Origin of the sequence: Actinoplanes sp. SE50/110 (assembly GCF_900119315.1) — a bacterium.
In the GTDB taxonomy this organism is placed as follows: Bacteria; Actinomycetota; Actinomycetes; order Mycobacteriales; family Micromonosporaceae; genus Actinoplanes.
Genome location: NZ_LT827010.1, coordinates 761588 through 786589, shown reverse-complemented (window position 1 = coordinate 786589; position 25002 = coordinate 761588). Strand labels below are relative to the sequence as shown.

The window sequence follows — 25002 nt, the reverse complement described above, 5'->3', positions numbered from 1 at the left end:
AGAAGCCACGCCTACCGCCGCCAGAGCCCCCCGGCTCCGCGTACCCACTACCGGAGGAACCCTTCGTAGTTCCGCTGCATGAGCTGGCTCTCGATCTGCTTCACCGTCTCCAGACCCACACCCACCATGATCAGCACAGCGGTGCCACCGAACGGGAAGTTCTGGTACTGCTTCTGGTCCAGCCAGATGAAGAAGAAGTTCGGTAGGACCGAGATCAGACCCAGGTACAGCGCGCCCGGCAGGGTGATCCGGCTGAGGATGAAGTCCAGGTAGTCGGCGGTCGGCTTGCCCGGGCGGATACCCGGCACGAAACCACCGTACTTCTTCATGTTCTCCGCGACCTCAGTCGGGTTGAACGTGATCGACACGTAGAAGTACGTGAAGAAGATGATGAGCAGGAAGTACACGGTGATGTAGAGCCAGCTGGTCGGCGTCGCCAGCCAGTTCTGGATCCAGATCTGGTAGTCCTTCAGCGTGTTCTTGTTGAAGAACTGCAGGTACAGCTGCGGCAGGTAGAGCAGCGACGACGCGAAGATGACCGGGACGACACCCGCCTGGTTCACCTTGAGCGGGATGTAGGTGGAGGTACCGCCGTACATCCGCCGGCCGATCATGCGCTTGGCGTACTGCACCGGGATGCGCCGCTGGGCCTGCTCGATGAAGACGACCAGCGCGATGATCACCAGGACCAGCGCGATCACCAGGAGGAACTTCGCGGTGCCGGCGGACTGCTTGATGGTCCAGCCCTCACCGGGGAGGCGGGCGGCGATCGAGGTGAAGATCAGGACGGACATGCCGTTGCCGACGCCGCGGTCGGTGACCAGCTCGCCGAGCCACATGACCACACCGGTGCCGGCGGTCATCGTCATCACCAGGACGCTCAGCGTCAGCCAGATCGGGATGCCGGTGTTCTCCGGGATGATCTGGAACTGCGGGTTGTCCTGGTCGCAGAGGCCGCCGAACAGCTGCCCGGTGCGGGCCAGCGCGACGAACGCCGAGGACTGCAGGATCGCCAGGCCGAGCGTCAGGTACCGGGTGTACTGGGTGATCTTCGCCTGACCGGACTGACCCTCCTTGCGGAGCTGCTCGAGCCGCGGAATCACCACGGTCAGCAGCTGCAGGATGATCGACGCGGTGATGTACGGCATGATGCCGAGCGCGAAGACCGAGAGCTGGAGGAGCGCGCCACCGGAGAACAGGTTCAACAGGTTCAGCACCTGGTTGCCGGACTGCTCTTCGATCTTCAGACAAGCCTGCACGTTGTGGTACGACACACCGGGGCTGGGCAGCGTGGCGCCGAGCCGGTAGAGCGCGATGATCGCCACCGTGAACAACAACTTCTTGCGCAGGTCAGGCGTCCGCAACGCACTCGAAAAGGCGGAGAGCAACTTCTTCCTCCTGCGCGAGGTAACCGCACGTTTGGCGGTATGGGGGGAAGGCATCGGTCCGGATGACCGATATCCCTAGCTGGGAACGGACTCTAACAGTCTTGGCCCGCCGTGGTCAGCCACGGTAGCGGGGCAAGCGGCACAACGTCACGAGCCGACACAAAAGTGCAGGTCAGACGCGGGAAGGGGATGCTCGTCCGAACAGCGTGTCCGGACGAGCATCCCCGCAAGCCTCACAGCTCGGTGGTGGAACCACCAGCGGCTGCGATCTTCTCCTTGGCGGACTCACTGAACGCGTGCGCCGAGATCGTCAGCGACACGCCGCCCAGCTCACCCGAGCCCAGCACCTTCACCGGCTGGTTCTTGCGAACCGCACCGGCCTCGACGAGCTCGGACGGGCCGACCTCGCCACCGTTCGGGAACAGCTCGGCCAGCTTGTCCAGGTTGACCACCTGGAAGATGACCTTGTTCCGCGGGCGGTTCTTCAGGCCCTTGATCTTCGGCAGGCGCATGTGGATAGGCATCTGCCCACCCTCGAACGACGCCGGAGTGTTCTTCCGGGCGCCGGTGCCCTTGGTACCGCGACCGGCCGTCTTGCCCTTCGAGCCCTCACCACGACCCACGCGGGTCTTCTTGGTCTTGGCGCCGGGGGCCGGCTTCAGGTCATGAATCTTGATCGCCATTACTCGACCTCCTCGACAGTGACGAGGTGGTTCACGGCGAAGATCATGCCCCGAATTTCGGGACGGTCCTCCTTGACCACCACATCGTTGATCCGCTTCAGGCCGAGCGACCGCAGGGAGTCCCGCTGGTTCTGCTTACGGCCGATCTCGGACCGGATCTGGGTGACCTTCAAGCGCGCCATCAGTGCACCGCCGCTTCCGCACGCGCCGCCAGCATCGCGGCCGGGGCCACGTCCTCGACCGGCAGGCTGCGGCGAGCCGCGACCTGCTCCGGGGACTCGAGGCCCTTCAGCGCCGCCACGGTGGCGTGCACGATGTTGATCGGGTTCGAGGAGCCGAGGCTCTTCGAGAGGATGTCGTGGATGCCCGCGCACTCCAGCACGGCGCGCACCGGGCCACCGGCGATGACACCGGTACCAGCGGACGCCGGCTTGAGCAGGACGACGCCCGCGGCAGCCTCACCGGTGATCGGGTGCGGGATGGTCGCACCGATCCGCGGCACCTTGAAGAAGTGCTTCTTGGCCTCCTCGACGCCCTTGGCGATCGCCGCGGGCACCTCCTTGGCCTTTCCGTAACCGACACCGACGGTGCCGTCACCGTCGCCGACGATCACCAGGGCGGTGAAGCTGAAGCGACGACCACCCTTGACGACCTTGGCGACGCGGTTGATCGCGACGACCCGCTCGAGGTGCGGGGTCTTCTCGACGGGCGCGTTACCGCGGCCGCCCTCGCGACGGTTGTCCCGGCGGCCGCCACCTTCGGTGTTACCGCCGGACCCGCCGCCACGGCGCTGCTGACCAGGCATTGGTCAATCCCTCCTAGAACTCGAGTCCGGCTTCGCGAGCGGCATCGGCAAGCGCGGCGATACGCCCCGCGTACTTGTTGCCACCGCGGTCGAAGACGACCTTGGAAATACCCGCGGCCTTGGCGCGCTCGGCGAGGAGCGCACCGACCTTGCCGGCCTGCGAGCTCTTGTCGCCCTCGGTGCCCCGGATCGAGGTGTCGAGGGTCGAGGCCGAAGCCAGCGTGTGGCCCTTGAGGTCGTCGATGATCTGCGCGGTGATGTTCCGCGTGGACCGGGTGACGACCAGGCGGGGACGCTCGGCCGTGCCGCGCACGTTCTTGCGGACCCGGAAGTGCCGACGCGCCTTGCCAACGGCCCGCCGGGAGGCGATGCCGCCGCCATTGCGGCGCTTGAGCAGCGTGGCGGTCACTTCTTACCTGCCTTTCCAGCCTTGCGGCGGATGACCTCACCCTGGTACTTGACGCCCTTGCCCTTGTAGGGCTCCGGCGGGCGGATCTTCCGGATGTTGGCGGCGACCTCGCCGACCAGCTGCTTGTCGATGCCCGCCACAGTGAACTGGGTGGGCTTCTCGACCGAGAAGGTGATCCCGGCCGGCGGCACGATGTTCACCGGGTGCGAGAAGCCCAGAGCGAACTCCAGGTCCTTGCCCTTCGCGGTGACACGGTAACCGGTGCCATTGATCTCGAGGGTCTTCTTGTAGCCCTCGGTCACCCCGACGATCATGTTGGCGACCAGGGTGCGCGAGAGACCGTGCAGCTCCTTGGCCTTGCGCTCGTCGTTCGGGCGGTTGACGACCAGCTCGGCGCCCTCCTGGGACACCGTGATCGGCTCGGCCACGATGTGCGAGAGCTCGCCCTTGGGGCCCTTGACCTTGACGGTCTGCCCCGTGATGGTGACATCGACGCCGGCCGGGACCGGGATCGACTTACGTCCGATTCGCGACATGTCAAAGTCTCCAGTTACCAGACGAAGGCGAGGACTTCCCCGCCAACGCTCCGCTTGCGGGCCTGCTTGTCGGTCAGCAGTCCCTGGGACGTCGAAATGATCGCGACACCGAGGCCGCCGAGCACGCGGGGCAGCTCGTCGGACTTGGCGTAAACCCGCAGGCCGGGCTTCGAGACGCGCTTGATGCCGGCGAGGCTGCGCTCGCGGTTCTGGCCGTACTTGAGCTCAACGACCAGACGCTTGCCGACCGCGCCCTCCTCGGGCTCCTCAGACGTCCAGGACGCGATGTAGCCCTCCGCCTTGAGGACCTCGGCGATGTTCGCCTTGATCTTCGAGTACGGCATGGTCACCTTGTCGTGGTACGCCTGGTTGGCGTTGCGCAGACGCGTCAGCATGTCTGCGATCGGGTCCGTCATCGTCATGGGTATTCGTCAACCTTTCTCGCCGGGGTTCCCACGTGACACGCGGGCCTACGGCGAAGCGGTATTACTAAGTCGGTTACCAGGAGGCCTTGGACACGCCGGGCAGCTCACCACGGTGAGCCATGTCCCGCACGCAAACCCGGCACAGGCCGAACTTGCGGTAGACCGAGTGCGGGCGACCGCACTTCTGGCAGCGGGTGTAGGCGCGCACGGCGAACTTCGGCTTCGCGGCAGCCTTGATGATCAGCGCCTTCTTCGCCATGCTCAGTTCTCCTTGAACGGGAAGCCCAGGAGCTTCAGCAGCGCCCGGCCCTCGTCGTCGGTCGAGGCGGTGGTGACCACCGTGATGTCCATGCCCCGCGGGCGATCGATCTTGTCCTGGTCGATCTCGTGGAACACCGACTGCTCGGTCAGACCGAAGGTGTAGTTGCCGTGCCCGTCCAGCTTGCGGCCGTCGAGGCCCCGGAAGTCACGGATACGCGGCAGGGAGATGGACAGCAGCCGGTCCAGGAACTCCCACATCCGGTCGCCCCGCAGGGTGACCTTGGCGCCGATCGGCATGCCCTCGCGGAGCTTGAACTGCGCGATCGACTTGGTCGCCCGGCGGATCAGCGGCTTCTGACCGGTGATCGTGGTCAGGTCGCGGACCGCGCCGTCGATGAGCTTGGCGTCGCGGGCAGCCTCGCCGACACCCATGTTCACGACGACCTTGACCAGGCCGGGGATCTGCATGGGGTTGGCGTACTTGTGCTGCTCCTGCAGCGCCGGGATGACCTCGGCCCGGTACTTGCTCTTCAGGCGCGGCAGCGCCTTCGTCTCAGTGGCGGCAGTCATCACAGTTCCTTACCGGTCGTACGCGCGATCCGGACCTTGTTGCCGTTCTCGTCGATCCGGTAACCGATCCGGGTCGGCTTCCCCTGGTCGTCCACGATCTGAACGTTGGAGATGTGGATCGCGGCCTCCTGGGTCACGATGCCACCGGTCTTCGAACCACGCTGGGTGGTGCGGATGCGTTCGTGCTTCTTGACTCGGTTGACGCCCTCGACCAGGACCTTGTCCCGCGCCGGGAAGGCCGCGATGACCTTGCCCTTGGCGCCCTTGTCCTTACCGGCGATGACGACGACCGTGTCGCCCTTCTTGATCTTCACGGTCAGAGCACCTCCGGCGCCAGGCTGATGATCTTCATGAACCGCTTGTCGCGCAGCTCGCGCCCGACCGGGCCGAAGATGCGGGTACCGCGGGGGTCCCCGCCGTCCTTGATGATGACGGCGGCGTTCTCGTCGAAGCGGATGTACGAGCCGTCCGGACGACGCCGCTCCTTGCTGGTGCGGACGATGACCGCCTTGACGACGTCACCCTTCTTCACACCGGCGCCGGGGATGGCGTCCTTGACCGTGGCCACGATGACGTCGCCGATGCTCGCGTAACGGCGACCGGAGCCACCGAGTACGCGGATGCACAGGATCTCCCGGGCACCCGTGTTGTCGGCGACGCGCAGTCGCGACTCCTGCTGGATCACGTCTGTCTCCTATGTCTGCCAGTTCTCCGGTGACCACCGAAGCTTGGCGGAACGATGGTCCGCTGGGCCGGCCATAGCCGGCCCAGCGTACTCACTTGGCCTTTTCGAGGATCTCCACGATGCGCCACCGCTTGGTAGCGGACAGCGGGCGGGTCTCCATGATCGAAACCCGGTCGCCGGTGCCGGCGGAGTTCTGCTCGTCGTGCACCTTCAGCTTGCGGGTACGACGGATGACCTTGCCGTACAGCGCGTGCTTGACGCGGTCCTCGACCTCGACGACGACGGTCTTGTCCATCTTGTCGCTGACCACGAGACCCTCACGCACCTTGCGCTGGGCGCGCGGCGCAACAGTGTTCTCACTCATGCGCTCACCTCATCCGGCGCAACCGAGAGCCCCAGCTCGCGCTCACGCATGATCGTGTAGATCTTCGCAATGTCCTTGCGGACGACCTGCAGTCGACGGTGATTGTCGAGCTGGCCGGTCGCGCGCTGCACGCGAAGGTTGAACAGCTCAGCCTTGGCCTCCCGCAGCTTCGCGATCAGCTCCTCGTCGGAGCTCTCGCGCAGCTCGGCTGCCTTAACGCCCGCTGCCATCAGCTTTCACCCACTTCGCGCGTCACGATGCGGCACTTCATCGGGAGCTTGTGGATCGCGCGGCGCATCGCCTCACGCGCGACCGTCTCGTTCGGGAAGGACATCTCGAAGAGAATCCGGCCCGGCTTGACGTTCGCCACCCACCACTCGGGAGAACCCTTACCGGAACCCATGCGGGTTTCGGCCGGCTTCTTGGTCAGCGCCTGGTCCGGGAAGATCGAGATCCAGACCTTGCCGCCACGCTTGATGTGACGGGTCATCGCGATACGCGCCGACTCGATCTGCCGGTTGGTCACGTACGCCGGCTCGAGAGCCTGGATACCGAACTCGCCGAAGACGACCCGGTTGCCGCCCTTGGACGCGCCGTGGCGGTCCGGGTGGTGCGGCTTACGGAAGCCCTTCGGGGGCTTACGCGGCATCAGCATGTGTCAGCCCTCCTGCTGCGTTTCGGCCGGAGCCGGAGCCGCGGCAACCGCGGCGTCGTTCGCGTTGTCGCCGTCCGCGGTGGACCGGGACTGGGCCGCGGCACGGCCCGCCTCGGTGCCACCCGCGGTCGTGCCGGACGAACCGGAACGGCCACGGCGCGGACGCTCGGGACGCTCGGCGCGGTCACGGCGCGGACGCGCCGGCGCCTCGGCCACGGCCTCGCGGCCGGGAACGGCGTCGCCCTTGTAGATCCAGACCTTCACGCCGATCCGGCCGAACGTGGTACGGGCCTCGAAGAAGCCGTACTCGATGTTGGCCCGGAGCGTGTGCAGCGGAACGCGACCCTCACGGTAGAACTCCGTGCGGCTCATCTCCGCGCCGCCGAGGCGGCCGGAGACCTGCACCCGGATGCCCTTGCAGATCGGGTTCTTCATGGCCGACTGCATGGCCTTGCGCATCGCCCGGCGGAAGCTGACCCGGGAGGACAGCTGCTCGGCGACGCCCTGGGCCACCAGCTGCGCGTCCGACTCGGGGCTCTTGACCTCGAGGATGTTCAGCTGGACCTGCTTGCCGGTGAGCTTCTCGAGCTCGCCGCGGATCCGGTCGGCCTCCGCACCCTTACGGCCGATGACGATGCCCGGCCGGGCGGTGTGGATGTCGACCCGGACCCGGTCGCGGGTCCGCTCGATGTCCACCTTGGAGATGCCGGCACGCTCAAGACCCTTGGACATCATCCGGCGGATCTTGACGTCCTCGCCGATGTAGTCCTTGTAGAGCTTGTCCGCGAACCAGCGGCTCTTCCAGTCGGTGGAGATGCCGAGGCGGAACCCGGTGGGGTGAACCTTCTGACCCATTACTCGGCACCCTCCGTGCTCTGGGACTCGGCAGCCTGCGGCTCAGCCGGCTTGGCAGCCTTCTTCGCCGTGGCCTTCTTCGCCGGGCGGGCCACCTGGACCGCCTCGACCGCGATGGTGATGTGACTCGTACGCTTGCGGATCCGGTACGCCCGGCCCTGCGCCCGCGGACGGAAACGCTTGAGCGTGGGACCCTCGTCGACGAACGCCTCGCTCACGAGGAGTGCGTCGGGGTCGAGCCGCTCGTTGTTCTCCGCGTTCGCCACGGCGCTGGCAAGCACCTTGTAGACCTGCTCGCTGGCGGCCTGCGGCGCGAACTGCAGGACGGTCAGCGCCTCCTTCGCGGGCAGACCGCGGACGAGGTTGACCACCCGGCGCGCCTTGTTCGGCGAGATGCGCACGTGTCGCGCAACCGCCCGCGCGCCCGGAAGCACCGGAGCGTCGCCCTTTGCTGGCATCGCTGTAGCTCCTTGATCCTCTAATCCGTGTATCTGCTTAGCGACGACGGCTCTTGCGGTCGTCCTTCTCGTGACCCTTGAACGTGCGGGTCAGAGCGAACTCGCCGAGCTTGTGCCCGACCATCGCCTCGGTGACGAACACCGGGACGTGCTTGCGCCCGTCATGCACGGCGATCGTGTGCCCGAGCATGTCCGGGATGATGGTCGAACGCCGCGACCAGGTCTTGATGACGTTCTTCGAGTTCTTCTCGTTCTGGACTTCCACCTTCTTGAGCAGGTGGTCGTCGACGAACGGGCCCTTCTTCAGGCTGCGAGGCATCTTCTTCTACTCCCGTTACCCGCGCTTGCGGGTGGCGTAGCGGCGGCGAACGATCAGCTTGTCGCTCGGCTGGCCCTTGCGACGGGTACGGCCCTCGGGCTTACCCGCCGGGTTCACCGGGTGGCGACCACCCGAGGTCTTACCCTCACCACCACCGTGCGGGTGGTCGACAGGGTTCATGGCGACACCACGGACGGTCGGGCGCTTGCCCTTCCACCGCATGCGACCAGCCTTGCCCCAGTTGATGTTCGACTGCTCGGCGTTGCCGATCTCACCGACGGTGGCGCGGCAGCGCACGTCGACGCGACGAATCTCGCCGGAGGGCATACGCAGCGTGGCGTACACACCCTCACGGCCCAGGAGCTGGATGCCGACGCCGGCCGAACGGGCCAGCTTGGCGCCACCGCCGGGACGAAGCTCCACGTTGTGGATCGTCGTACCGACCGGGATGTTGCGCAGGGGCAGGTTGTTGCCCGGCTTGATGTCGGCGCCGACGCCGGACTCGACGCGGTCACCCTGCTTCAGGTCCTTCGGCGCCACGATGTAGCGCTTCTCACCGTCGGCGTAGTGCAGCAGCGCGATGCGGGCGGTGCGGTTGGGGTCGTACTCGATGTGAGCGACCTTGGCCGGCACGCCGTCCTTGTCGTTCCGCTTGAAGTCGATCAGCCGGTACTGCCGCTTGTGGCCACCGCCCTGGTGCCGCGTGGTGATGCGGCCGTGGACGTTGCGACCACCCTTCTTGGGCAGCGGGACCAGCAGAGACTTCTCCGGGGTGGACCGGGTGATCTCGGCGAAGTCGGCGACGCTCGAGCCGCGACGGCCCGGCGTGGTCGGCTTGTACTTACGGATAGCCATGATTCACAAACCCCTTAGCTGACCGGGCCGCCGAAGGCCTCGATACGGTCACCGTCAGCCAGCTTCACCATCGCGCGCTTGGTCGCCTTGCGCTGACCGAAACCGGTCTTGGTGCGCTTGCGCTTGCCCTCGCGGTTCGCGGTGTTGACGGTCAGCACGCGGACGTTGAAGATCTGCTGGATCGCGATCTTGATCTGCGTCTTGTTGGCGTCCGGGTTGACCAGGAAGGTGTACCAGTTCTGGTCGAGAACGCTGTAGCTCTTCTCGGAGACCACCGGGGCGACGATGATGTCGCGCGGGTCGGCGATCGTGCTCACTTGTCGCCCTCCTCGGACGTCTCGGACCCGCCCAGGAACTCGTCGAGCGCGACCTTGGTGAAGACCACCTCGTCGGCGACCAGCACGTCGTACGTGTTCAGCTGGCCGGCCTCGATGAGGTGCACGGTCGGCTCGTTGCGCAGCGAGATCCAGTTCAGCTCGTCCTGGCTGTCCAGCACGACGAGAACCTTGGTGGTCTGCGCCACCTTCCGCAGCGTGGCGACGGCGGCCTTGGTCGACGGCGTCTCGCCGCTGACGAAGGACTCGACGACGAACACGCGGCCGTCGCGGGCCCGGTCGGAGAGGGCGCCACGCAGGGCGGCGGCCTTCATCTTCTTCGGGGTCCGCTGGCTGTAGTCACGCGGCACGGGACCGTGCACGACGCCACCACCGGTGAACTGCGGCGCGCGGATCGAGCCCTGACGGGCGCGACCGGTGCCCTTCTGCTTGTACGGCTTCTTGCCGCCGCCGGCGACCTCGCCGCGGGTCTTCGCCTTGTGCGTGCCCTGGCGGGCCGCGGCCAGCTGGGCCACGACGACCTGGTGCATCAGCGGGATGTTCGCCTGCGCGTCGAAGACGCTGGCGGGCAGGTCGACCGAGCCGGCCTTCGCGCCCTCGGCGTTGATGATGTCCACCGAGCTCACTTGACACCACCCTTCTTGGCCGCGGTACGGACCAGGATCAGCGCGCCCTTCGGGCCGGGCACAGCGCCGCGGACCAGGATCAGGTTGCGCTCGGTGTCGACCGCCTGCACCGTCAGGTTCTGCACGGTGTAGCGCTTGCCGCCCATGCGGCCGGCCATCTTCACGCCCTTGAAGACGCGACCCGGGGTCGCGCAGGCGCCGATCGAGCCGGGCGAGCGGTGCTTGCGCTCGACACCGTGGCTGGCCCGCAGACCGTGGAAGCCGTGCCGCTTCATGACACCGGCGTAGCCCTTGCCCTTGGTCTTACCGGTGACGTCGATCGCGGTACCCGCGGCGAACGCCTCGACGGTGACCTCCTGGCCGAGCTCGTACTCGGAGGCGTCGACGGTACGAAGCTCGACGATGTGGCGCCGCGGCGACACACCGGCCTTCGCGTAGTGGCCGCTCTCGGGCTTGTTGACCTTGCGGGGGTCAATCGCGCCGTAGGCCAGCTGGACAGCCGAGTAGCCGTCCTTCTCGTCAGTACGGACCTGGGTCACGACGCACGGGCCGGCCTGAACCACGGTCACCGGGACGACCTTGTTGTTGTCCCAGACCTGGGTCATGCCGAGCTTGGCGCCCAGGATCCCCTTTACTTGCCTGTCCATTTGTCCGGATCCCTACAGCTTGATCTCGATGTCGACGCCAGCCGGCAGGTCGAGGCGCATGAGCGAGTCGACCGTCTTCGGAGTCGGGTCGATGATGTCGATCAGACGCTTGTGCGTGCGCATCTCGAAGTGCTCGCGCGAGTCCTTGTACTTGTGCGGCGAACGGATCACGCAGAAACGGTTGATCTCCGTGGGCAGCGGCACCGGGCCCGCGACCTGCGCCCCGGTACGCGTCACCGTCTCGACGATCTTCCGCGCCGAGGAGTCGACGACCTCGTGGTCATAGGCCTTGAGCCGGATGCGGATCTTCTGTCCCGCCATGGTGGCTTCTGTTTCCTTCTCTCGATGCCGCTACGTGCGGAGGCGGTGGCCCCCACATGCCCGCAGGACCGTTGATCCTGCGTTGTCCGACCCCCGCGGTCGGGCGTGTCGCGCCTCGTCACAGAGTGCTGGGCACTCAGCTTTCGGCCTCCATCCCCGATCTTGCCGGGGACGAACGCGATCGCGGGGATCTGAGGGCGCCGGGCGGCTGGAAACACACCCGGACACCCGGCGAGGGTGGGCGGCTGACGAACGCCAGCCACCCACCCCGCGCGGACGCAACCTGACTAGTATGCCCGATTGAACGCAGCATTGCTAATCGGGGTCACCGGTGGGGGTTGTCACCGGCTCTCACCGGCGACAACCCGCAATCACTTGGTGATCTTCGTGACCGTGCCGGCGCCGACGGTGCGGCCACCCTCACGGATCGCGAACTTCAGGCCCTGCTCCATGGCGATCGGCTGGATCAGCTTCACGGCCATCGAGGTGGAGTCGCCGGGCATGACCATCTCGGTGCCCTCGGGCAGCGTGACGACGCCGGTGACGTCCGTGGTGCGGAAGTAGAACTGCGGCCGGTAGTTCTGGAAGAACGGGGTGTGCCGGCCACCCTCCTCCTTCGAGAGGATGTAGACCTGGCCCTCGAACTCCGTGTGCGGAGTGGAGGTGCCCGGCTTCACGACGACCATGCCGCGCTCGACGTCCTCGCGCTTGATGCCACGCAGCAGCAGACCGACGTTCTCACCCGCGCGGGCCTCGTCGAGCAGCTTGCGGAACATCTCGATGCCGGTGCAGACGGTCTTGGTCGACTTCTCGCGGATACCGACGATCTCGACCTCCTCGTTCGGCTTGAGGATGCCGCGCTCGGCGCGACCGGTCACCACGGTGCCACGACCGGTGATCGTGAAGACGTCCTCGATCGGCATGAGGAACGGCTTCTCGGTCTCCCGCTCGGGCTGCGGGATCGCGGTGTCGACCGCGTTCATCAGCTCGAGCAGCTTGCCGGTCCACTCCGGGTCGCCCTCGAGCGCCTTGAGCGCCGACACGCGCACGACCGGCAGGTCGTCGCCCGGGAACTCGTAGGTGCTCAGCAGCTCGCGGACCTCGAGCTCGACGAGCTCCAGGAGCTCCTCGTCCTCGACCATGTCGCTCTTGTTCAGGGCGACGACGATGTACGGAACGCCGACCTGGCGGGCCAGGAGGACGTGCTCCTTGGTCTGCGGCATCGGGCCGTCGGTGGCGGCCACGACCAGGATCGCGCCGTCCATCTGGGCGGCACCGGTGATCATGTTCTTGATGTAGTCGGCGTGGCCGGGGCAGTCCACGTGCGCGTAGTGACGCGCCGCGGTCTGGTACTCGACGTGCGCGATCGAGATCGTGATGCCGCGGGCCTTCTCCTCCGGCGCCTTGTCGATCTCGTCGAACGGGGTGTACGGGTTGAGCTCAGGGAACTCGTCGTGCAGGACCTTCGTGATGGCCGCAGTCAGCGTCGTCTTACCGTGGTCGATGTGACCAATGGTGCCGATGTTGACGTGCGGCTTAGTCCGCTCGAACTTCGCCTTCGCCACTGGTGTCCTCCTGTGGACTGATCATTACTTTTCGCCCGGCACGCCGATAAGGCGCTCAGGACTCTGTCGACTGCTCGTGCACGTGCGGCCCTCGACGGGCCGCACGTGCCTCAACGCGTCAGGCGCCGGTGGCCTTAGCGATGATCTCCTTCGCCACGTTCTGCGGAACCTCGGCGTAGGAGTCGAACTGCATGCTGTAGCTGGCCCGGCCCGCAGTCTTCGACCGCAGGTCGCCGACGTAGCCGAACATCTCCGAGAGCGGCACCAGAGCCTTCACGACGCGGGCGCCGTGACGCTCCTCCATCGACTGGATCATGCCACGACGGGAGTTGAGGTCGCCGATCACGTCACCCATGTTGTCCTCAGGGGTGGTGACCTCGACGGACATCATCGGCTCCAGCAGCGCGGGATCGGCCTTGCGGGCCACCTCCTTCATCGCCATGGAGCCGGCAATCTTGAACGCCATCTCGGACGAGTCGACCTCGTGGTACTGACCGTCGACCAGCGTGAACTTCACGCCGACCAGCGGGTAGCCGGCGAGGACGCCGTACTGGAGGGAGTCCTGGGCGCCCGCGTCCACCGAGGGGATGAACTCCTTGGGGATGCGACCACCGGTCACCGCGTTCACGAACTCGTACGTGGGGCCGTCCGCCTCGAGCGACAGCGGCTCGACGTTGACGACGACCTTCGCGTACTGGCCCGAGCCACCGGTCTGCTTCTTGTGGACGTACGTGTGCTTCTCCACGGTGCCGCGGATCGTCTCGCGGTACGCCACCTGCGGCTTGCCGATGTTGGCCTCGACGTTGAACTCGCGGCGCATGCGGTCCACCAGGATGTCCAGGTGGAGCTCGCCCATGCCGGCGATGATCGTCTGGCCGGTCTCCTCGTCGTTGAAGACGCGGAAGGTCGGGTCCTCCTCGGCCAGGCGCTGGATCGCGGTGCCCAGCTTCTCCTGGTCCGACTTGGTCTTCGGCTCGATGGCGACCTGGATGACCGGCTCCGGGAAGGTCATCGACTCCAGGATGACCGGGTTCGCCGGGTCGCTGAGCGTGTCACCGGTGGTGGTCTGCTTCAGACCCTGGACGGCGATGATGTCGCCGGCCTGCGCGGTGGCGCGCTCCTCACGCTTGTTCGCGTGCATCTGGTAGATCTTGCCGATCCGCTCCTTGCGGTCCTTGGTGGAGTTGACCACCTGGGAACCGGAGTCGAGCGTGCCGGAGTAGACCCGGACGTAGGTCAGCTTGCCGAGGTGCTTGTCCGTCTGGATCTTGAACGCCAGGCCGGAGAACGGCTCGTCGTTCGACGGCTTGCGCAGCATCGGGGTCTCGCCGTCGGTCGCGGTGCCCTCGATCGCCGGGATGTCCAGCGGCGACGGCAGGTAGTCGACGACGGCGTCGAGCATGGGCTGAACGCCCTTGTTCTTGAACGCCGAGCCGCACAGGACCGGGTTGGCCTTGCTGGCGATCGTGGCGCGCCGGATGGCGGCCCGGATCTCGTCGATGGAGACCTCTTCGCCTTCGAGGTACTTCTCCATCACCGCGTCGTCGACGTCGGCCAGCGTCTCGACCAGCTTCTCGCGCCACTCGTTCGCGGAGTCGACCAGGTCGGCCGGGATCTCCTCGATCGCGTAGTCCTCACCCTTCTGGGTCTCCCCGCGCCAGGTGAGCGCCTTCATGTTGATCAGGTCGACGACGCCGATGTGGTCGGCCTCGAGCCCGATCGGGATCTGCAGAACGAGCGGCGTGGCGTTGAGCCGGTCGATCATCATCTGCACGCAGCGGAAGAAGTCCGCGCCGGTCCGGTCGAGCTTGTTGACGAAGCACATCCGGGGGACGTGGTACTTGTCGGCCTGGCGCCAGACGTTCTCCGTCTGCGGCTCCACGCCGGCCACACCGTCGTACACCGCGACCGCGCCGTCGAGCACGCGCAGCGACCGCTCGACCTCGACCGTGAAGTCGACGTGGCCGGGCGTGTCGATGATCTGGATCGTGTAGCCCTTCCACTCGCACTTCGTGGCGGCGGAGGTGATGGTGATACCGCGTTCCTGCTCCTGCTCCATCCAGTCCATGACGGCAGCGCCCTCGTGGACCTCACCGATCTTGTACGTGATGCCGGTGTAGAACAGGATCCGCTCGGTCGTCGTGGTCTTACCAGCGTCGATGTGCGCCATGATGCCGATGTTGCGAACCTTGGCGAGCGCGTCTGCGGCGGCCACTTCCATCCCTACTTTTCTTCGTCGTCGTCTCGTGGACCGGTACGACTGCCACGGCCCGGCGTGCAGCCGGGCCTCAGCAGGGTCTTACCAGCGGTAGTGCGCGAAGGCCTTGTTGGACTCCGCCATCTTGTGGGTGTCCTCACGACGCTTCACCGCGGCACCGAGGCCGTTGCTGGCGTCCAGCAGCTCGTTCTGCAGCCGCTCGATCATGGTCTTCTCCCGGCGGGCCTTGGAGTACTGCACCAGCCAGCGGAGACCGAGGGTGGTCTGGCGCGGCGTGCGCACCTCGACCGGGACCTGGTAGGTCGCGCCACCGACGCGGCGGCTGCGGACCTCGAGGGTCGGCTTGACGTTGTCCATCGCGCGCTTGAGGATGACCACCGGGTCGGTGCCACTCTTCTCGCGGGCACCCTCGAGGGCGCCGTACACGATGCGCTCGGCGAGCTGACGCTTGCCGCCGACCAGGATCTTGTTCACCAGCTGGGTGACCAGCGGCGAGTTGTACACCGGGTCAGCGACCACCGGGTGACGCTGAGCGGGGCCCTTACGCGGCATGTCAGCTCTTCTCCTTCTTCGCGCCGTAACGGCTGCGGGCCTGCTTGCGGTTGCGGACACCCTGGGTGTCCAGCGAACCGCGGACGATCTTGTAGCGGACGCCGGGCAGGTCCTTCACACGGCCGCCACGCACGAGCACGATCGAGTGCTCCTGCAGGTTGTGGCCGACGCCCGGGATGTACGCCGTGACCTCGATCTGGCTGCTCAGCTTCACGCGAGCGACCTTGCGCAGCGCAGAGTTCGGCTTCTTGGGGGTGGTGGTGTACACGCGGGTACACACGCCGCGCCGCTGAGGGCTTCCCTTCAGTGCCGGCGTCTTCGTCTTGGTCGTCTTCGCCTGGCGGCCCTTGCGGACCAGCTGCTGGATCGTGGGCACCGGGTTTCTCCGCTCCCTTCGGCCGCTTCCTGTTTACGGCCGCACCGAGTGTTCTGCCTGTGTGCGAGGCGCTCCAGGGAGGAGCGTCCCGCACCCGCGGTCGGGCGTGTCGTCCGGCTCACGGTCCCGCTACGCGTGATGAGCCCACGCGTACCGGATCTTGTCTTTGTCAGGGCAAGGGTTCTCGCCGAACCCTGCCCGTCGTGCGGCAATACCCGTCGTACGTTCCGATTCGGGTGCACGCACGAGTTGCCCGGGCGAGCCCGGGCACGAGGGGAAAGAGTACCCACCAAGGGCACCCAGGTCAAAATGACCGTGTCAAATCGACTGTGTCACCAGACCGGGCTCCCACGATGGACATCTCCGTATACCAGTGTACCGGGTGCCCCTCCGCGACAACGCCGCGGTGCCGGATCCACCGTTACCGGCCCTCAAGAAGTCTGCAACACCACTCCCAGCACCAGAGCAAGCAACGATATTCCCGAGCCGGCGGCGCCACAGGCGATCCCGGAGATCGCCAGCCCGCGGCCGGTGAACCGGACCCGGCCCGGGCCACCGGAGCGCTTGATCTGCCGCATCGCGATCACCGCGGCGGTCACCGCTCCCCCGCCGGCCAGCACACTGAGCAGGCTGAAGGCGCCGGCCACCCACGCGCTCGCGCCACCGAACCCGAAGCAGGCGGTGATCAACGCGACCAGGATCGAGCCGATCCCGACGATCAGGGAACCGATCGCCAGGCCCGACGTGATCGGCACGACACGCAGCTGGACCAGGCCGAAGTCGGTGCCACTCACCACGTCGACCCGCTCCGGCTCCCAGCCTGCGCCGGCCGGCGGCGGCGGGACCGGCGCGCCGTAGGACGGCGGACCGTACGGCAGGGGCGGCGGCGGCTGCATCATGGTCTGAAGCATGTCACCCGGACGAGCGGGCGCGCAGCCCGGCCCTCGGCCGGCGGCTCAGTCGGTGCCCGGGGAGAACTGCTGACCGGCCGGGGTGGCGGCCAGGTGCAGCAGACCGGCGATCAACGCCACCACCAGGGCGGTCAGGGCCAGCACCAGGCCGCCCCAGGCGAGCCTGCGGCCGCGGCGGATCCACGCGCCCCCGGTGAGGTAGCCACCGGCCGCGTAGGCCTCACGGGCCGTCTGACGGGCCAGCAGCAACGCCACCGTGGCCGGGATCACGCCGCCGACGAGCGGGCCGGCCAGCAGACCCACCAGGCCCAGCACGAAGACGGCGCGCGCCTTCGTGGACGGGGCCGGTTCCGGATCCAGCGGATGGCGGGTCGGCACTGCTTCAACGGTCACCCGACCATCTTAGAAACCCCGAAGGGCGGCCGCGCGTGTGCGCGACCGCCCTCCGGCATGCAGAACCCTTAGCGGTACGACCCGAAGTCGAAGTCGTCCAGCGGCACAGCCTGCCCGCTGGCCGGCCCGAAGCCGTAGTCGGTCTCCGGGTACCCGGTCATCGAGTACACCTTGGCCTTGGCCTCCTCGGTGGGCTCGACCCGGATGTTGCGGTACTTGGAGATACCGGTACCGGCCGGGATGAGCTTGCCGATGATGACGTTCTCCTTGAGGCCGACCAGCGAGTCGCTGCGCGAGTTGATCGCCGCGTCGGTCAGCACCCGGGTGGTCTCCTGGAAGGAGGCCGCCGAGAGCCAGGAGTCGGTGGCCAGCGAGGCCTTGGTGATACCCATCAGCACCGGACGACCGGCGGCGGGCTCGCCACCCTCGCCCACGAGTCGGCGGTTCTCCGACTCGAAGAGCGCCCGGTCGACCAGCACGCCCGGGAGGAACTCGGTCGCGCCGGAGTCGATGACCGTCACCCGCTTGAGCATCTGGCGGATGATGATCTCGATGTGCTTGTCGTGGATGAGCACACCCTGCGAGCGGTAGACCTCCTGGACCTCACTGGTCAGGTGGACCTGGACCGCGCGCGGGCCCATGATGCGCAGCAGCTCGTGCGGGTCGATGGTGCCCTCGGTGAGCTTCTCGCCGACCTGCACGTGGTCGCCATCGTGCGCCCGCAGCTTGACGCGCTTGGAGATCTTGTCGTAGACGATCTCCTCGCTGCCGTCGTCCGGGATCACGATGATCTTCCGCGACCGCTCGCCGTCCTCGATCCGGATGCGTCCGGGGGTGTCGGCGATCGGCGCCTTGCCCTTCGGCACCCGGGCCTCGAAGATCTCCTGGACACGCGGCAGACCCTGGGTGATGTCCTCACCCGCGACACCACCGGTGTGGAAGGTACGCATCGTCAGCTGGGTACCCGGCTCACCGATGGACTGGGCCGCGATGATGCCGACCGCCTCGCCGATGTCGACCGACTTGCCGGTCGGCAACGAACGGCCGTAGCAGGCCGCGCAGACGCCCAGCTTCGACTCACAGGTCAGCACGCTGCGCACCCGGACGTTCTCGACACCGGCGGCGACCAGCTGGTCGACGATGATCGAGTTCAGGTCCGTACCGCGGGCGACGACCAGGTTGCCGTTCGGGTCGCTGATGTCGTCGGCGATGGTCCGGGCGTGCACGCCGGTCTCGGCGTGGGTGTGCACGACCAGGGTGCCGTCCGGCTCGCGCTCGCCGACCGCCATCGGGATGGCGCGGTCGGTGCCGCAGTCCTCCTCGCGGATGATGACGTCCTGCGAGACGTCCACCAGACGCCGGGTCAGGTAACCCGAGTCGGCGGTCCGCAGCGCGGTGTCGGCCAGACCCTTACGGGCACCGTGGGTGGAGATGAAGTACTCCAGCACGGTCAGACCCTCGCGGTACGACGAGGTGATCGGCCGCGGGATGATCTCACCCTTGGGGTTGGCCACCAGACCACGGATCGCGGCGATCTGCCGGAGCTGGAGCAGGTTACCGCGGGCGCCGGAGTTGATCATCACCCAGAGCGGGTTCTCCTGCGGCAGCGCGGTCTCCATCTCCTTGGAGATCTCGTTGGTCGCCTTGGTCCAGATCTCGATGAGCTCGCCGCGACGCTCCTCGGCGGTCATCAGACCACGCTGGTACTGCTTGTCGATCCGGTCTGCCTCGACCTGGTAGCGGGCCAGGATCTCCGGCTTGCGCGGGGGACCGATGACGTCGCCCATGCCGATCGTCACACCGGACCAGGTGGCCCAGTGGAAGCCGGCCTCCTTGAGCGCGTCCAGGGTCGCGGCCAGGGCGACCTTGGGGAAGCGCTCGGCGAGGTCGTTGACGATCGCCGACAGCTGACCCTTGCGGATCTCGTAGTTCACGAAGCGGTAGCCCGGGGGCAGCGTCTCGTTGAAGATGACCCGGCCGAGCGTGGTCTCGACGAGCAGCGGCTCGCCCTCGACCCACTCCTCCGGCGCCTCCCACGCGGCCTGCTTGGCCCCGTTGTCGACACCGATGACGTCCCGCAGCCGGATCTTCACCGGGGCCTGCAGGTGCAGCTCGCCGTTGTCGAACGCCATCCGCGCCTCGGCGTCCGAGCTGAACACCCGGCCCTCACCCTTGGCACCCGCGGTGAGGTGCGTCAGGTGGTACAGGCCGATGACCATGTCCTGGGTCGGCATGGTGACCGGCTTGCCGTCGGCCGGCTTGAGGATGTTGTTCGACGAGAGCATCAGGATCCGGGCCTCGGCCTGCGCCTCGGCCGACAGCGGCACGTGCACCGCCATCTGGTCACCGTCGAAGTCCGCGTTGAACGCGGTGCAGACGAGCGGGTGGATCTGGATCGCCTTGCCCTCGACCAGCTGCGGCTCGAAGGCCTGGATGCCCAGGCGGTGCAGGGTCGGAGCACGGTTCAGCAGCACCGGGTGCTCGCTGATGACCTCCTCCAGCACGTCCCACACGACCGGACGCTGACGCTCGACCATCCGCTTGGCGGACTTGATGTTCTGCGCGTGGTTCAGGTCGACCAGGCGCTTCATCACGAACGGCTTGAACAGCTCCAGCGCCATCTGCTTGGGCAGACCGCACTGGTGCAGCTTGAGCCGCGGGCCGACGACGATGACCGAACGGCCGGAGTAGTCGACGCGCTTGCCGAGCAGGTTCTGACGGAACCGGCCCTGCTTGCCCTTGAGCATGTCGGACAGCGACTTCAGCGGGCGGTTGCCCGGGCCGGTGACCGGCCGGCCGCGGCGGCCGTTGTCGAACAGCGCGTCGACGGCCTCCTGCAGCATCCGCTTCTCGTTGTTGACGATGATCTCGGGCGCGCCGAGGTCGATCAGCCGCTTGAGGCGGTTGTTCCGGTTGATCACCCGGCGGTACAGGTCGTTCAGGTCGGACGTGGCGAAGCGGCCACCGTCGAGCTGCACCATCGGGCGCAGGTCCGGCGGGATGACCGGGACGCAGTCCAGGACCATGCCGAGCGGCGAGTTGCGGGTGTTCAGGAACGCCGCGACGACCTTGAGCCGCTTGAGCGCCCGGATCTTCCGCTGGCCCTTGCCGGACCGGATGATCTCCCGGAGGTTGTCCGCCTCGGCGTCCAGGTCCATGTTCTGCAGCAGGGCCTTGATCGCCTCGGCGCCCATGCCACCGGTGAAGTACTCACCGAAGCGGTCGCGCAGCTCGCGGTAGAGCAGTTCGTCGGTGACCAGCTGCTTGGAGTCGAGCTTGCGGAACGTGTCGAGCACCTCGTCGAGGCGGTCGATCTCGCGCTGGGCCTTGTCCCGGATCTGGCGCATCTCGCGCTCGCCGGCTTCCTTGACCTTGCGGCGCACGTCCGCCTTGGCGCCCTCGGCCTCCAGCTCGGCGAGGTCCTGCTCGAGCTTGGCGGCCCGCTTCTCGATCTCCGAGTCGCGGCTGTTCTCGGACTGCCGCTTCTCCGCGAAGATCTCGTTCTCGATGGTCGACATGTCGCGGTGACGCGCCTCGGCGTCCACGCTGGTGACCACGTACGAGGCGAAGTAGATGATCTTCTCGAGGTCCTTGGGAGCCAGGTCGAGCAGATAGCCCAAGCGGCTCGGAACACCCTTGAAGTACCAGATGTGGGTGACGGACGCGGCCAGCTCGATGTGGCCCATGCGCTCACGCCGGACCTTGGAACGGGTCACCTCGACGCCGCAGCGCTCACAGATGATGCCCTTGAACCGGACGCGCTTGTACTTACCGCAGTAGCACTCCCAGTCCCGCTGCGGACCGAAGATCTTCTCGCAGAAGAGTCCGTCCTTCTCCGGCTTGAGGGTGCGGTAGTTGATCGTCTCGGGCTTCTTGACCTCGCCGTGCGACCACTGCCGGATGTCGTCAGCAGTCGCCAGGCCGATGCGCAACTCGTCGAAGAAGTTGACGTCGAGCACTTGGACTATCCCTCGTGTTTCGTTGCTCGGGTGAATTCAAGGCCGGCGGGGGCGGCCCCGGTCCGTCAGAACCGGGGCCGCCAACCGTCAGATCTCTTCGACGCTGCTGACGCCCTCGTTCGGGCGCCGGGACAGGTCGATGCCGAGTTCCTCCGCGGCCCGGAAGACCTCGTCGTCGGTCTCGCGCATCTCCAGGGCAACACCGTCGCTGGAGAGCACCTCAACGTTCAGGCACAGCGACTGGAGCTCCTTGAGAAGCACCTTGAACGACTCCGGGATTCCCGGCTCCGGGATGTTCTCGCCCTTGACGATGGCCTCGTACACCTTCACGCGGCCGAGAACGTCGTCGGACTTGATGGTCAGCAGCTCCTGCAGCGCGTAAGCGGCGCCGTAGGCCTGCATCGCCCAGCACTCCATCTCGCCGAACCGCTGGCCACCGAACTGGGCCTTACCACCGAGCGGCTGCTGCGTGATCATCGAGTACGGGCCGGTCGAACGAGCGTGGATCTTGTCGTCGACCAGGTGGTTCAGCTTCAGGATGTAGACGTAGCCGACCGAGATCGGGTCCGGCAGCGGCTCACCCGAGCGGCCGTCGAACAGCTGCGCCTTGCCGTCGCCGTTGACCAGGCGCTTGCCGTCCCGGTTGACCAGGGTCGACTCGAGCAGACCCTTGATCTCCTCCTCCTGGGCACCGTCGAAGACCGGGGTCGCGACGTTGCTGTCGGCGGGGGACTCGTGCGCCTCGATCGAGCGGAGCTGGCGCTTCCACTCCTCGTCGTCGCCCTCGATCGACCAGCCGGTCTTGGCGATCCACCCGAGGTGGGTCTCCAGGACCTGGCCGATGTTCATGCGCGAGGGCACACCCAGCGGGTTGAGCACGATGTCGACCGGGGTGCCGTCCTCCAGGAACGGCATGTCCTCGACCGGCAGGATCTTGGAGATGACGCCCTTGTTGCCGTGCCGGCCGGCGAGCTTGTCACCGTCCTGGATCTTCCGCTTCTGCGCGACGTAGACCCGGACCAGCTCGTTCACGCCGGGGGGCAGCTCGTCGCCGTCCTCGCGGGAGAACGTGCGGACACCGATGACCGTGCCGGTCTCGCCGTGCGGAACCTTCAGCGAGGTGTCCCGGACCTCCCGGGCCTTCTCGCCGAAGATGGCGCGCAGCAGGCGCTCCTCCGGGGTCAGCTCGGTCTCGCCCTTGGGGGTGACCTTGCCGACCAGGATGTCGCCCGGGACGACCTCGGCACCGATCCGGATGATCCCGCGCTCGTCCAGGTCCGCCAGCATCTCCTCGCTGACGTTCGGGATGTCGCGGGTGATCTCCTCCGGGCCCAGCTTGGTGTCGCGGGCGTCGACCTCGTGCTCCTCGATGTGGATCGAGGTGAGGACGTCCTGCTGCACGAGGCGCTGCGACAGGATGATCGCGTCCTCGTAGTTGTGGCCCTCCCAGCACATGAACGCGACCAGGAGGTTGCGGCCCAGGGCCATCTCCCCCTCGTCGGTGCACGGGCCGTCGGCGATGACCTGGCCGGCCTCGACCCGGTCCCCCTCGAAGACGACCGGCTTCTGGTTGACGCAGGAGCCGGCGTTCGAGCGACGGAACTTGTGCAGCAGGTACGTGCGGCGGTGGCCGTCGTCCTGGTGCACCGTCACGTAGTCGGCGCACAGGTCCTCGACCACGCCGGCGACCTCGGCGACGACCACGTCACCGGCGTCGACCGCGGCACGGTACTCCATGCCGGTGCCGACCAGTGGCGACTCGGCCTTGACCAGCGGCACGGCCTGACGCTGCATGTTCGCGCCCATGAGGGCACGGTTCGCGTCGTCGTGCTCGAGGAACGGGATCATCGCGGTGGCGACCGAGGTCATCTGCCGCGGCGACACGTCCATGTAGTCGACCTCCGTGCCGGGCACGTAGTCGACCTCACCGCCCTTACGGCGGACCAGGACGCGGTCCTCGGCGAACGTGTTGTCGCTGGACAGCACGGCGTTCGCCTGGGCCTTGATGTACCGGTCCTCTTCGTCAGCCGTGAGGTAGTGCACCTCGTCGGTGACGACACCGTTCTCGACCTTGCGGTACGGCGTCTCGATGAAACCGAACGGGTTGACCCGCGCGAACGTCGAGAGCGCGCCGATCAGACCGATGTTCGGGCCCTCGGGCGTCTCGATCGGGCACATCCGGCCGTAGTGCGACGGGTGCACGTCCCGGACCTCGAAGCCGGCCCGCTCACGGCTCAGGCCACCGGGGCCGAGCGCGCTCAGACGACGCCGGTGGGTCAGGCCTGCCAGCGGGTTCGTCTGGTCCATGAACTGGGACAGCTGCGACGTACCGAAGAACTCCTTGATCGCCGCCACCACGGGACGGATGTTGATCAGGGTCTGCGGCGTGATCGCCTCGACGTCCTGGGTCGTCATCCGCTCGCGGACGACGCGCTCCATCCGGGACAGGCCGACGCGGACCTGGTTCTGGATGAGCTCGCCGACCGTGCGCAGGCGACGGTTGCCGAAGTGGTCGATGTCGTCGGCCTCGTAGCCCTCCTCACCGGCGTGCAGCCGGCAGAGGTACTCCACGGTCTTGACGATGTCTTCCTCGGAGAGCGTGCCCCGGACGATCGGGACGTCGATCTCGAGCTTCTTGTTGAACTTGTACCGGCCGACCTTGGCGACGTCATACCGCTTCGGGTTGAAGAAGAGGTTGTCGAGCAGGGTCTGCGCGTTCTCCCGGGTCGGCGGCTCGCCGGGACGCAGCTTGCGGTAGATGTCTAGCAGGGCCTCGTCCTGCCCCGCGATGTGGTCCTTCTCCAGCGTCGTCATGAGCAGCTCGGACCAGCCGAAGCGCTCACGGATCTGGTCGGCGGACCAACCGATCGCCTTCAGCAGGACGGTGACGGCCTGGCGACGCTTACGGTCGATGCGGACACCGACGGTGTCGCGCTTGTCGATGTCGAACTCCAGCCAGGCACCCCGGCTCGGGATGACCTTGACGCTGGTCAGGTCGCGGTCGGAGGTCTTGTCCGGCTCCTTGGTGAAGTACACGCCCGGCGAACGGACGAGCTGACTCACCACGACCCGCTCGGTGCCGTTGATGACGAACGTCCCCTTGGGGGTCATCATCGGGAAGTCACCCATGAACACGGTCTGGCTCTTGATCTCGCCAGTGGTGTTGTTGGTGAACTCCGCGGTCACGAACAGCGGGGCACAGTAGGTCAGGTCCTTCTCCTTGCACTCCTCGATCGAGGCCTTGACCTCGTCGAATCGCGGAGCCGAGAAGGACAGCGACATGGTGCCGGAGAAGTCCTCAATGGGACTGATCTCTTCGAGGATCTCTGCGAGGCCCGAGTGGGCGTGCGGGTCGTCCGTCGTCCGGGCCTGCCACGCCTCGTTGCCGACCAACCAGTCGAACGAATCCGTCTGGAGGGCGAGGAGGTTGGGGACCTCTAGCTGCTCGGTGATCCGGCCGAAAGAGACCCGGCGGGGTGCGTAAGCGCTCGACGTACGGCTGGTCTTCGCAGGGCGGGAAGCTGCCAAGATGCGTCCTTCCGAGGACCGGTGCTGCTATGCGGCTGAGTTGCTGGTGCAACTGGTCTGCGTGCACTCCAAAAGACGCCCGTCGAATCCAAAGACATGGATAAAACGATAGGCGTCAAGATAGAAGGCAGCGCACACTAGCAGTGTAGCCGCTTGGCTAACCGCTGTCCAGCCCACACCCGAAGTGGCTCGCGGAACATGCTCTGACCTCGCCAGAGCCGCTCAAGAAACGCGGCGCAACTTCTCCAGGTGCCGGTCCGTGGTCGTCGAGTCACTCGATACCCACGGGGCGGCTGTCGCAAG

The 25002-nt window shown here is 66.9% G+C and carries 30 protein-coding genes; all 30 read right to left on the bottom strand.

Translation table 11 applies throughout. The annotated features are described in order from the left end of the window. Positions 1 to 47: 47 nt before the first annotated feature. Complete coding sequence (gene secY, locus ACSP50_RS03515; RefSeq protein ID WP_014687774.1) at positions 48 to 1388, bottom strand: preprotein translocase subunit SecY; 1341 nt, start codon at positions 1386 to 1388, stop codon at positions 48 to 50. Between the two features lie 233 nt (positions 1389 to 1621). Next, positions 1622 to 2071, bottom strand: coding sequence for a 50S ribosomal protein L15 (gene rplO, locus ACSP50_RS03510; RefSeq protein ID WP_014687773.1), 450 nt, complete (start codon positions 2069 to 2071; stop codon positions 1622 to 1624). After that, positions 2071 to 2253 (bottom strand): 50S ribosomal protein L30, encoded by a 183-nt coding sequence (gene rpmD / locus ACSP50_RS03505; RefSeq protein WP_014687772.1) that lies wholly within the window; start codon positions 2251 to 2253, stop codon positions 2071 to 2073. Before rpmD ends, rplO begins: the two co-directional genes overlap by 1 nt. After that, complete coding sequence (gene rpsE, locus ACSP50_RS03500) at positions 2253 to 2876, bottom strand: 30S ribosomal protein S5 (RefSeq protein WP_014687771.1); 624 nt, start codon at positions 2874 to 2876, stop codon at positions 2253 to 2255. Before rpsE ends, rpmD begins: the two co-directional genes overlap by 1 nt. Before the next feature lie 13 nt (positions 2877 to 2889). Beyond that, positions 2890 to 3273, bottom strand: coding sequence for a 50S ribosomal protein L18 (gene rplR, locus ACSP50_RS03495; protein ID WP_172898847.1), 384 nt, complete (start codon positions 3271 to 3273; stop codon positions 2890 to 2892). Between the two features lie 8 nt (positions 3274 to 3281). Continuing rightward, positions 3282 to 3821, bottom strand: coding sequence for a 50S ribosomal protein L6 (rplF, locus tag ACSP50_RS03490; RefSeq protein WP_014687769.1), 540 nt, complete (start codon positions 3819 to 3821; stop codon positions 3282 to 3284). A 14-nt stretch (positions 3822 to 3835) separates the two neighbouring features. After that, positions 3836 to 4243, bottom strand: a complete 408-nt coding sequence (gene rpsH, locus ACSP50_RS03485; protein ID WP_014440735.1) for a 30S ribosomal protein S8 — start codon at positions 4241 to 4243, stop codon at positions 3836 to 3838. A 76-nt stretch (positions 4244 to 4319) separates the two neighbouring features. Continuing rightward, a complete protein-coding gene (locus ACSP50_RS03480; protein ID WP_014440734.1) occupies positions 4320 to 4505 on the bottom strand; it encodes a type Z 30S ribosomal protein S14 in 186 nt (61 codons plus the stop codon). A 2-nt stretch (positions 4506 to 4507) separates the two neighbouring features. Continuing rightward, entirely contained in the window at positions 4508 to 5077 is a 570-nt protein-coding gene (gene rplE / locus ACSP50_RS03475) for a 50S ribosomal protein L5 (protein ID WP_014687768.1), read from the bottom strand. After that, a complete protein-coding gene (rplX, locus tag ACSP50_RS03470; protein ID WP_085945543.1) occupies positions 5077 to 5397 on the bottom strand; it encodes a 50S ribosomal protein L24 in 321 nt (106 codons plus the stop codon). The genes rplE and rplX overlap by 1 nt, the downstream gene beginning before the upstream one ends. Next, complete coding sequence (gene rplN, locus ACSP50_RS03465) at positions 5394 to 5762, bottom strand: 50S ribosomal protein L14 (RefSeq protein ID WP_014687766.1); 369 nt, start codon at positions 5760 to 5762, stop codon at positions 5394 to 5396. The genes rplX and rplN overlap by 4 nt, the downstream gene beginning before the upstream one ends. Before the next feature lie 91 nt (positions 5763 to 5853). After that, positions 5854 to 6126 (bottom strand): 30S ribosomal protein S17, encoded by a 273-nt coding sequence (gene rpsQ, locus ACSP50_RS03460; RefSeq protein WP_014687765.1) that lies wholly within the window; start codon positions 6124 to 6126, stop codon positions 5854 to 5856. Next, complete coding sequence (rpmC, locus tag ACSP50_RS03455) at positions 6123 to 6356, bottom strand: 50S ribosomal protein L29 (protein ID WP_014687764.1); 234 nt, start codon at positions 6354 to 6356, stop codon at positions 6123 to 6125. The genes rpsQ and rpmC overlap by 4 nt, the downstream gene beginning before the upstream one ends. Then, complete coding sequence (rplP, locus tag ACSP50_RS03450) at positions 6356 to 6781, bottom strand: 50S ribosomal protein L16 (RefSeq protein WP_014687763.1); 426 nt, start codon at positions 6779 to 6781, stop codon at positions 6356 to 6358. The genes rpmC and rplP overlap by 1 nt, the downstream gene beginning before the upstream one ends. A 3-nt stretch (positions 6782 to 6784) precedes the next feature. Next, positions 6785 to 7636, bottom strand: a complete 852-nt coding sequence (gene rpsC / locus ACSP50_RS03445) for a 30S ribosomal protein S3 (RefSeq protein ID WP_014687762.1) — start codon at positions 7634 to 7636, stop codon at positions 6785 to 6787. After that, positions 7636 to 8094: a 50S ribosomal protein L22 gene (gene rplV, locus ACSP50_RS03440; RefSeq protein WP_014687761.1), complete on the bottom strand. Its 459-nt coding sequence runs from the start codon at positions 8092 to 8094 to the stop codon at positions 7636 to 7638. Before rplV ends, rpsC begins: the two co-directional genes overlap by 1 nt. A gap of 37 nt (positions 8095 to 8131) precedes the next feature. Next, the gene (gene rpsS / locus ACSP50_RS03435) at positions 8132 to 8413 is read right to left on the bottom strand and encodes a 30S ribosomal protein S19 (RefSeq protein ID WP_014687760.1); all 282 of its coding nucleotides are present in this window, start codon (positions 8411 to 8413) and stop codon (positions 8132 to 8134) included. 15 nt (positions 8414 to 8428) lie between these two features. Then, complete coding sequence (rplB, locus tag ACSP50_RS03430; RefSeq protein WP_014687759.1) at positions 8429 to 9268, bottom strand: 50S ribosomal protein L2; 840 nt, start codon at positions 9266 to 9268, stop codon at positions 8429 to 8431. A gap of 14 nt (positions 9269 to 9282) precedes the next feature. Continuing rightward, positions 9283 to 9585 carry a 50S ribosomal protein L23 gene (gene rplW / locus ACSP50_RS03425; protein WP_014687758.1) on the bottom strand — a complete coding sequence of 101 codons (303 nt, stop codon included), beginning with the start codon at positions 9583 to 9585 and terminating at the stop codon, positions 9283 to 9285. Further along, a complete protein-coding gene (gene rplD / locus ACSP50_RS03420; protein WP_014687757.1) occupies positions 9582 to 10229 on the bottom strand; it encodes a 50S ribosomal protein L4 in 648 nt (215 codons plus the stop codon). The genes rplW and rplD overlap by 4 nt, the downstream gene beginning before the upstream one ends. Beyond that, positions 10226 to 10876, bottom strand: a complete 651-nt coding sequence (gene rplC, locus ACSP50_RS03415) for a 50S ribosomal protein L3 (protein WP_014687756.1) — start codon at positions 10874 to 10876, stop codon at positions 10226 to 10228. Before rplC ends, rplD begins: the two co-directional genes overlap by 4 nt. A 12-nt stretch (positions 10877 to 10888) precedes the next feature. After that, a complete protein-coding gene (gene rpsJ, locus ACSP50_RS03410; RefSeq protein ID WP_007073037.1) occupies positions 10889 to 11197 on the bottom strand; it encodes a 30S ribosomal protein S10 in 309 nt (102 codons plus the stop codon). A gap of 371 nt (positions 11198 to 11568) precedes the next feature. After that, positions 11569 to 12762: an elongation factor Tu gene (gene tuf, locus ACSP50_RS03405; protein ID WP_014687755.1), complete on the bottom strand. Its 1194-nt coding sequence runs from the start codon at positions 12760 to 12762 to the stop codon at positions 11569 to 11571. A 118-nt stretch (positions 12763 to 12880) separates the two neighbouring features. Further along, the gene (fusA, locus tag ACSP50_RS03400; protein WP_043510773.1) at positions 12881 to 14977 is read right to left on the bottom strand and encodes an elongation factor G; all 2097 of its coding nucleotides are present in this window, start codon (positions 14975 to 14977) and stop codon (positions 12881 to 12883) included. An 84-nt stretch (positions 14978 to 15061) separates the two neighbouring features. Continuing rightward, entirely contained in the window at positions 15062 to 15532 is a 471-nt protein-coding gene (gene rpsG, locus ACSP50_RS03395) for a 30S ribosomal protein S7 (protein ID WP_014687753.1), read from the bottom strand. 1 nt (position 15533) lies between these two features. Beyond that, positions 15534 to 15908, bottom strand: a complete 375-nt coding sequence (rpsL, locus tag ACSP50_RS03390; RefSeq protein ID WP_007465318.1) for a 30S ribosomal protein S12 — start codon at positions 15906 to 15908, stop codon at positions 15534 to 15536. Between the two features lie 431 nt (positions 15909 to 16339). Beyond that, positions 16340 to 16807 carry a hypothetical protein gene (locus ACSP50_RS03385; protein WP_052311493.1) on the bottom strand — a complete coding sequence of 156 codons (468 nt, stop codon included), beginning with the start codon at positions 16805 to 16807 and terminating at the stop codon, positions 16340 to 16342. Between the two features lie 57 nt (positions 16808 to 16864). Then, positions 16865 to 17212, bottom strand: coding sequence for a hypothetical protein (locus ACSP50_RS03380; protein WP_043510769.1), 348 nt, complete (start codon positions 17210 to 17212; stop codon positions 16865 to 16867). Between the two features lie 68 nt (positions 17213 to 17280). Further along, a complete protein-coding gene (locus ACSP50_RS03375; protein ID WP_014687750.1) occupies positions 17281 to 21171 on the bottom strand; it encodes a DNA-directed RNA polymerase subunit beta' in 3891 nt (1296 codons plus the stop codon). An 87-nt stretch (positions 21172 to 21258) separates the two neighbouring features. After that, complete coding sequence (locus tag ACSP50_RS03370) at positions 21259 to 24699, bottom strand: DNA-directed RNA polymerase subunit beta (RefSeq protein ID WP_014687749.1); 3441 nt, start codon at positions 24697 to 24699, stop codon at positions 21259 to 21261. Between the last annotated feature and the right edge of the window lie 303 nt (positions 24700 to 25002).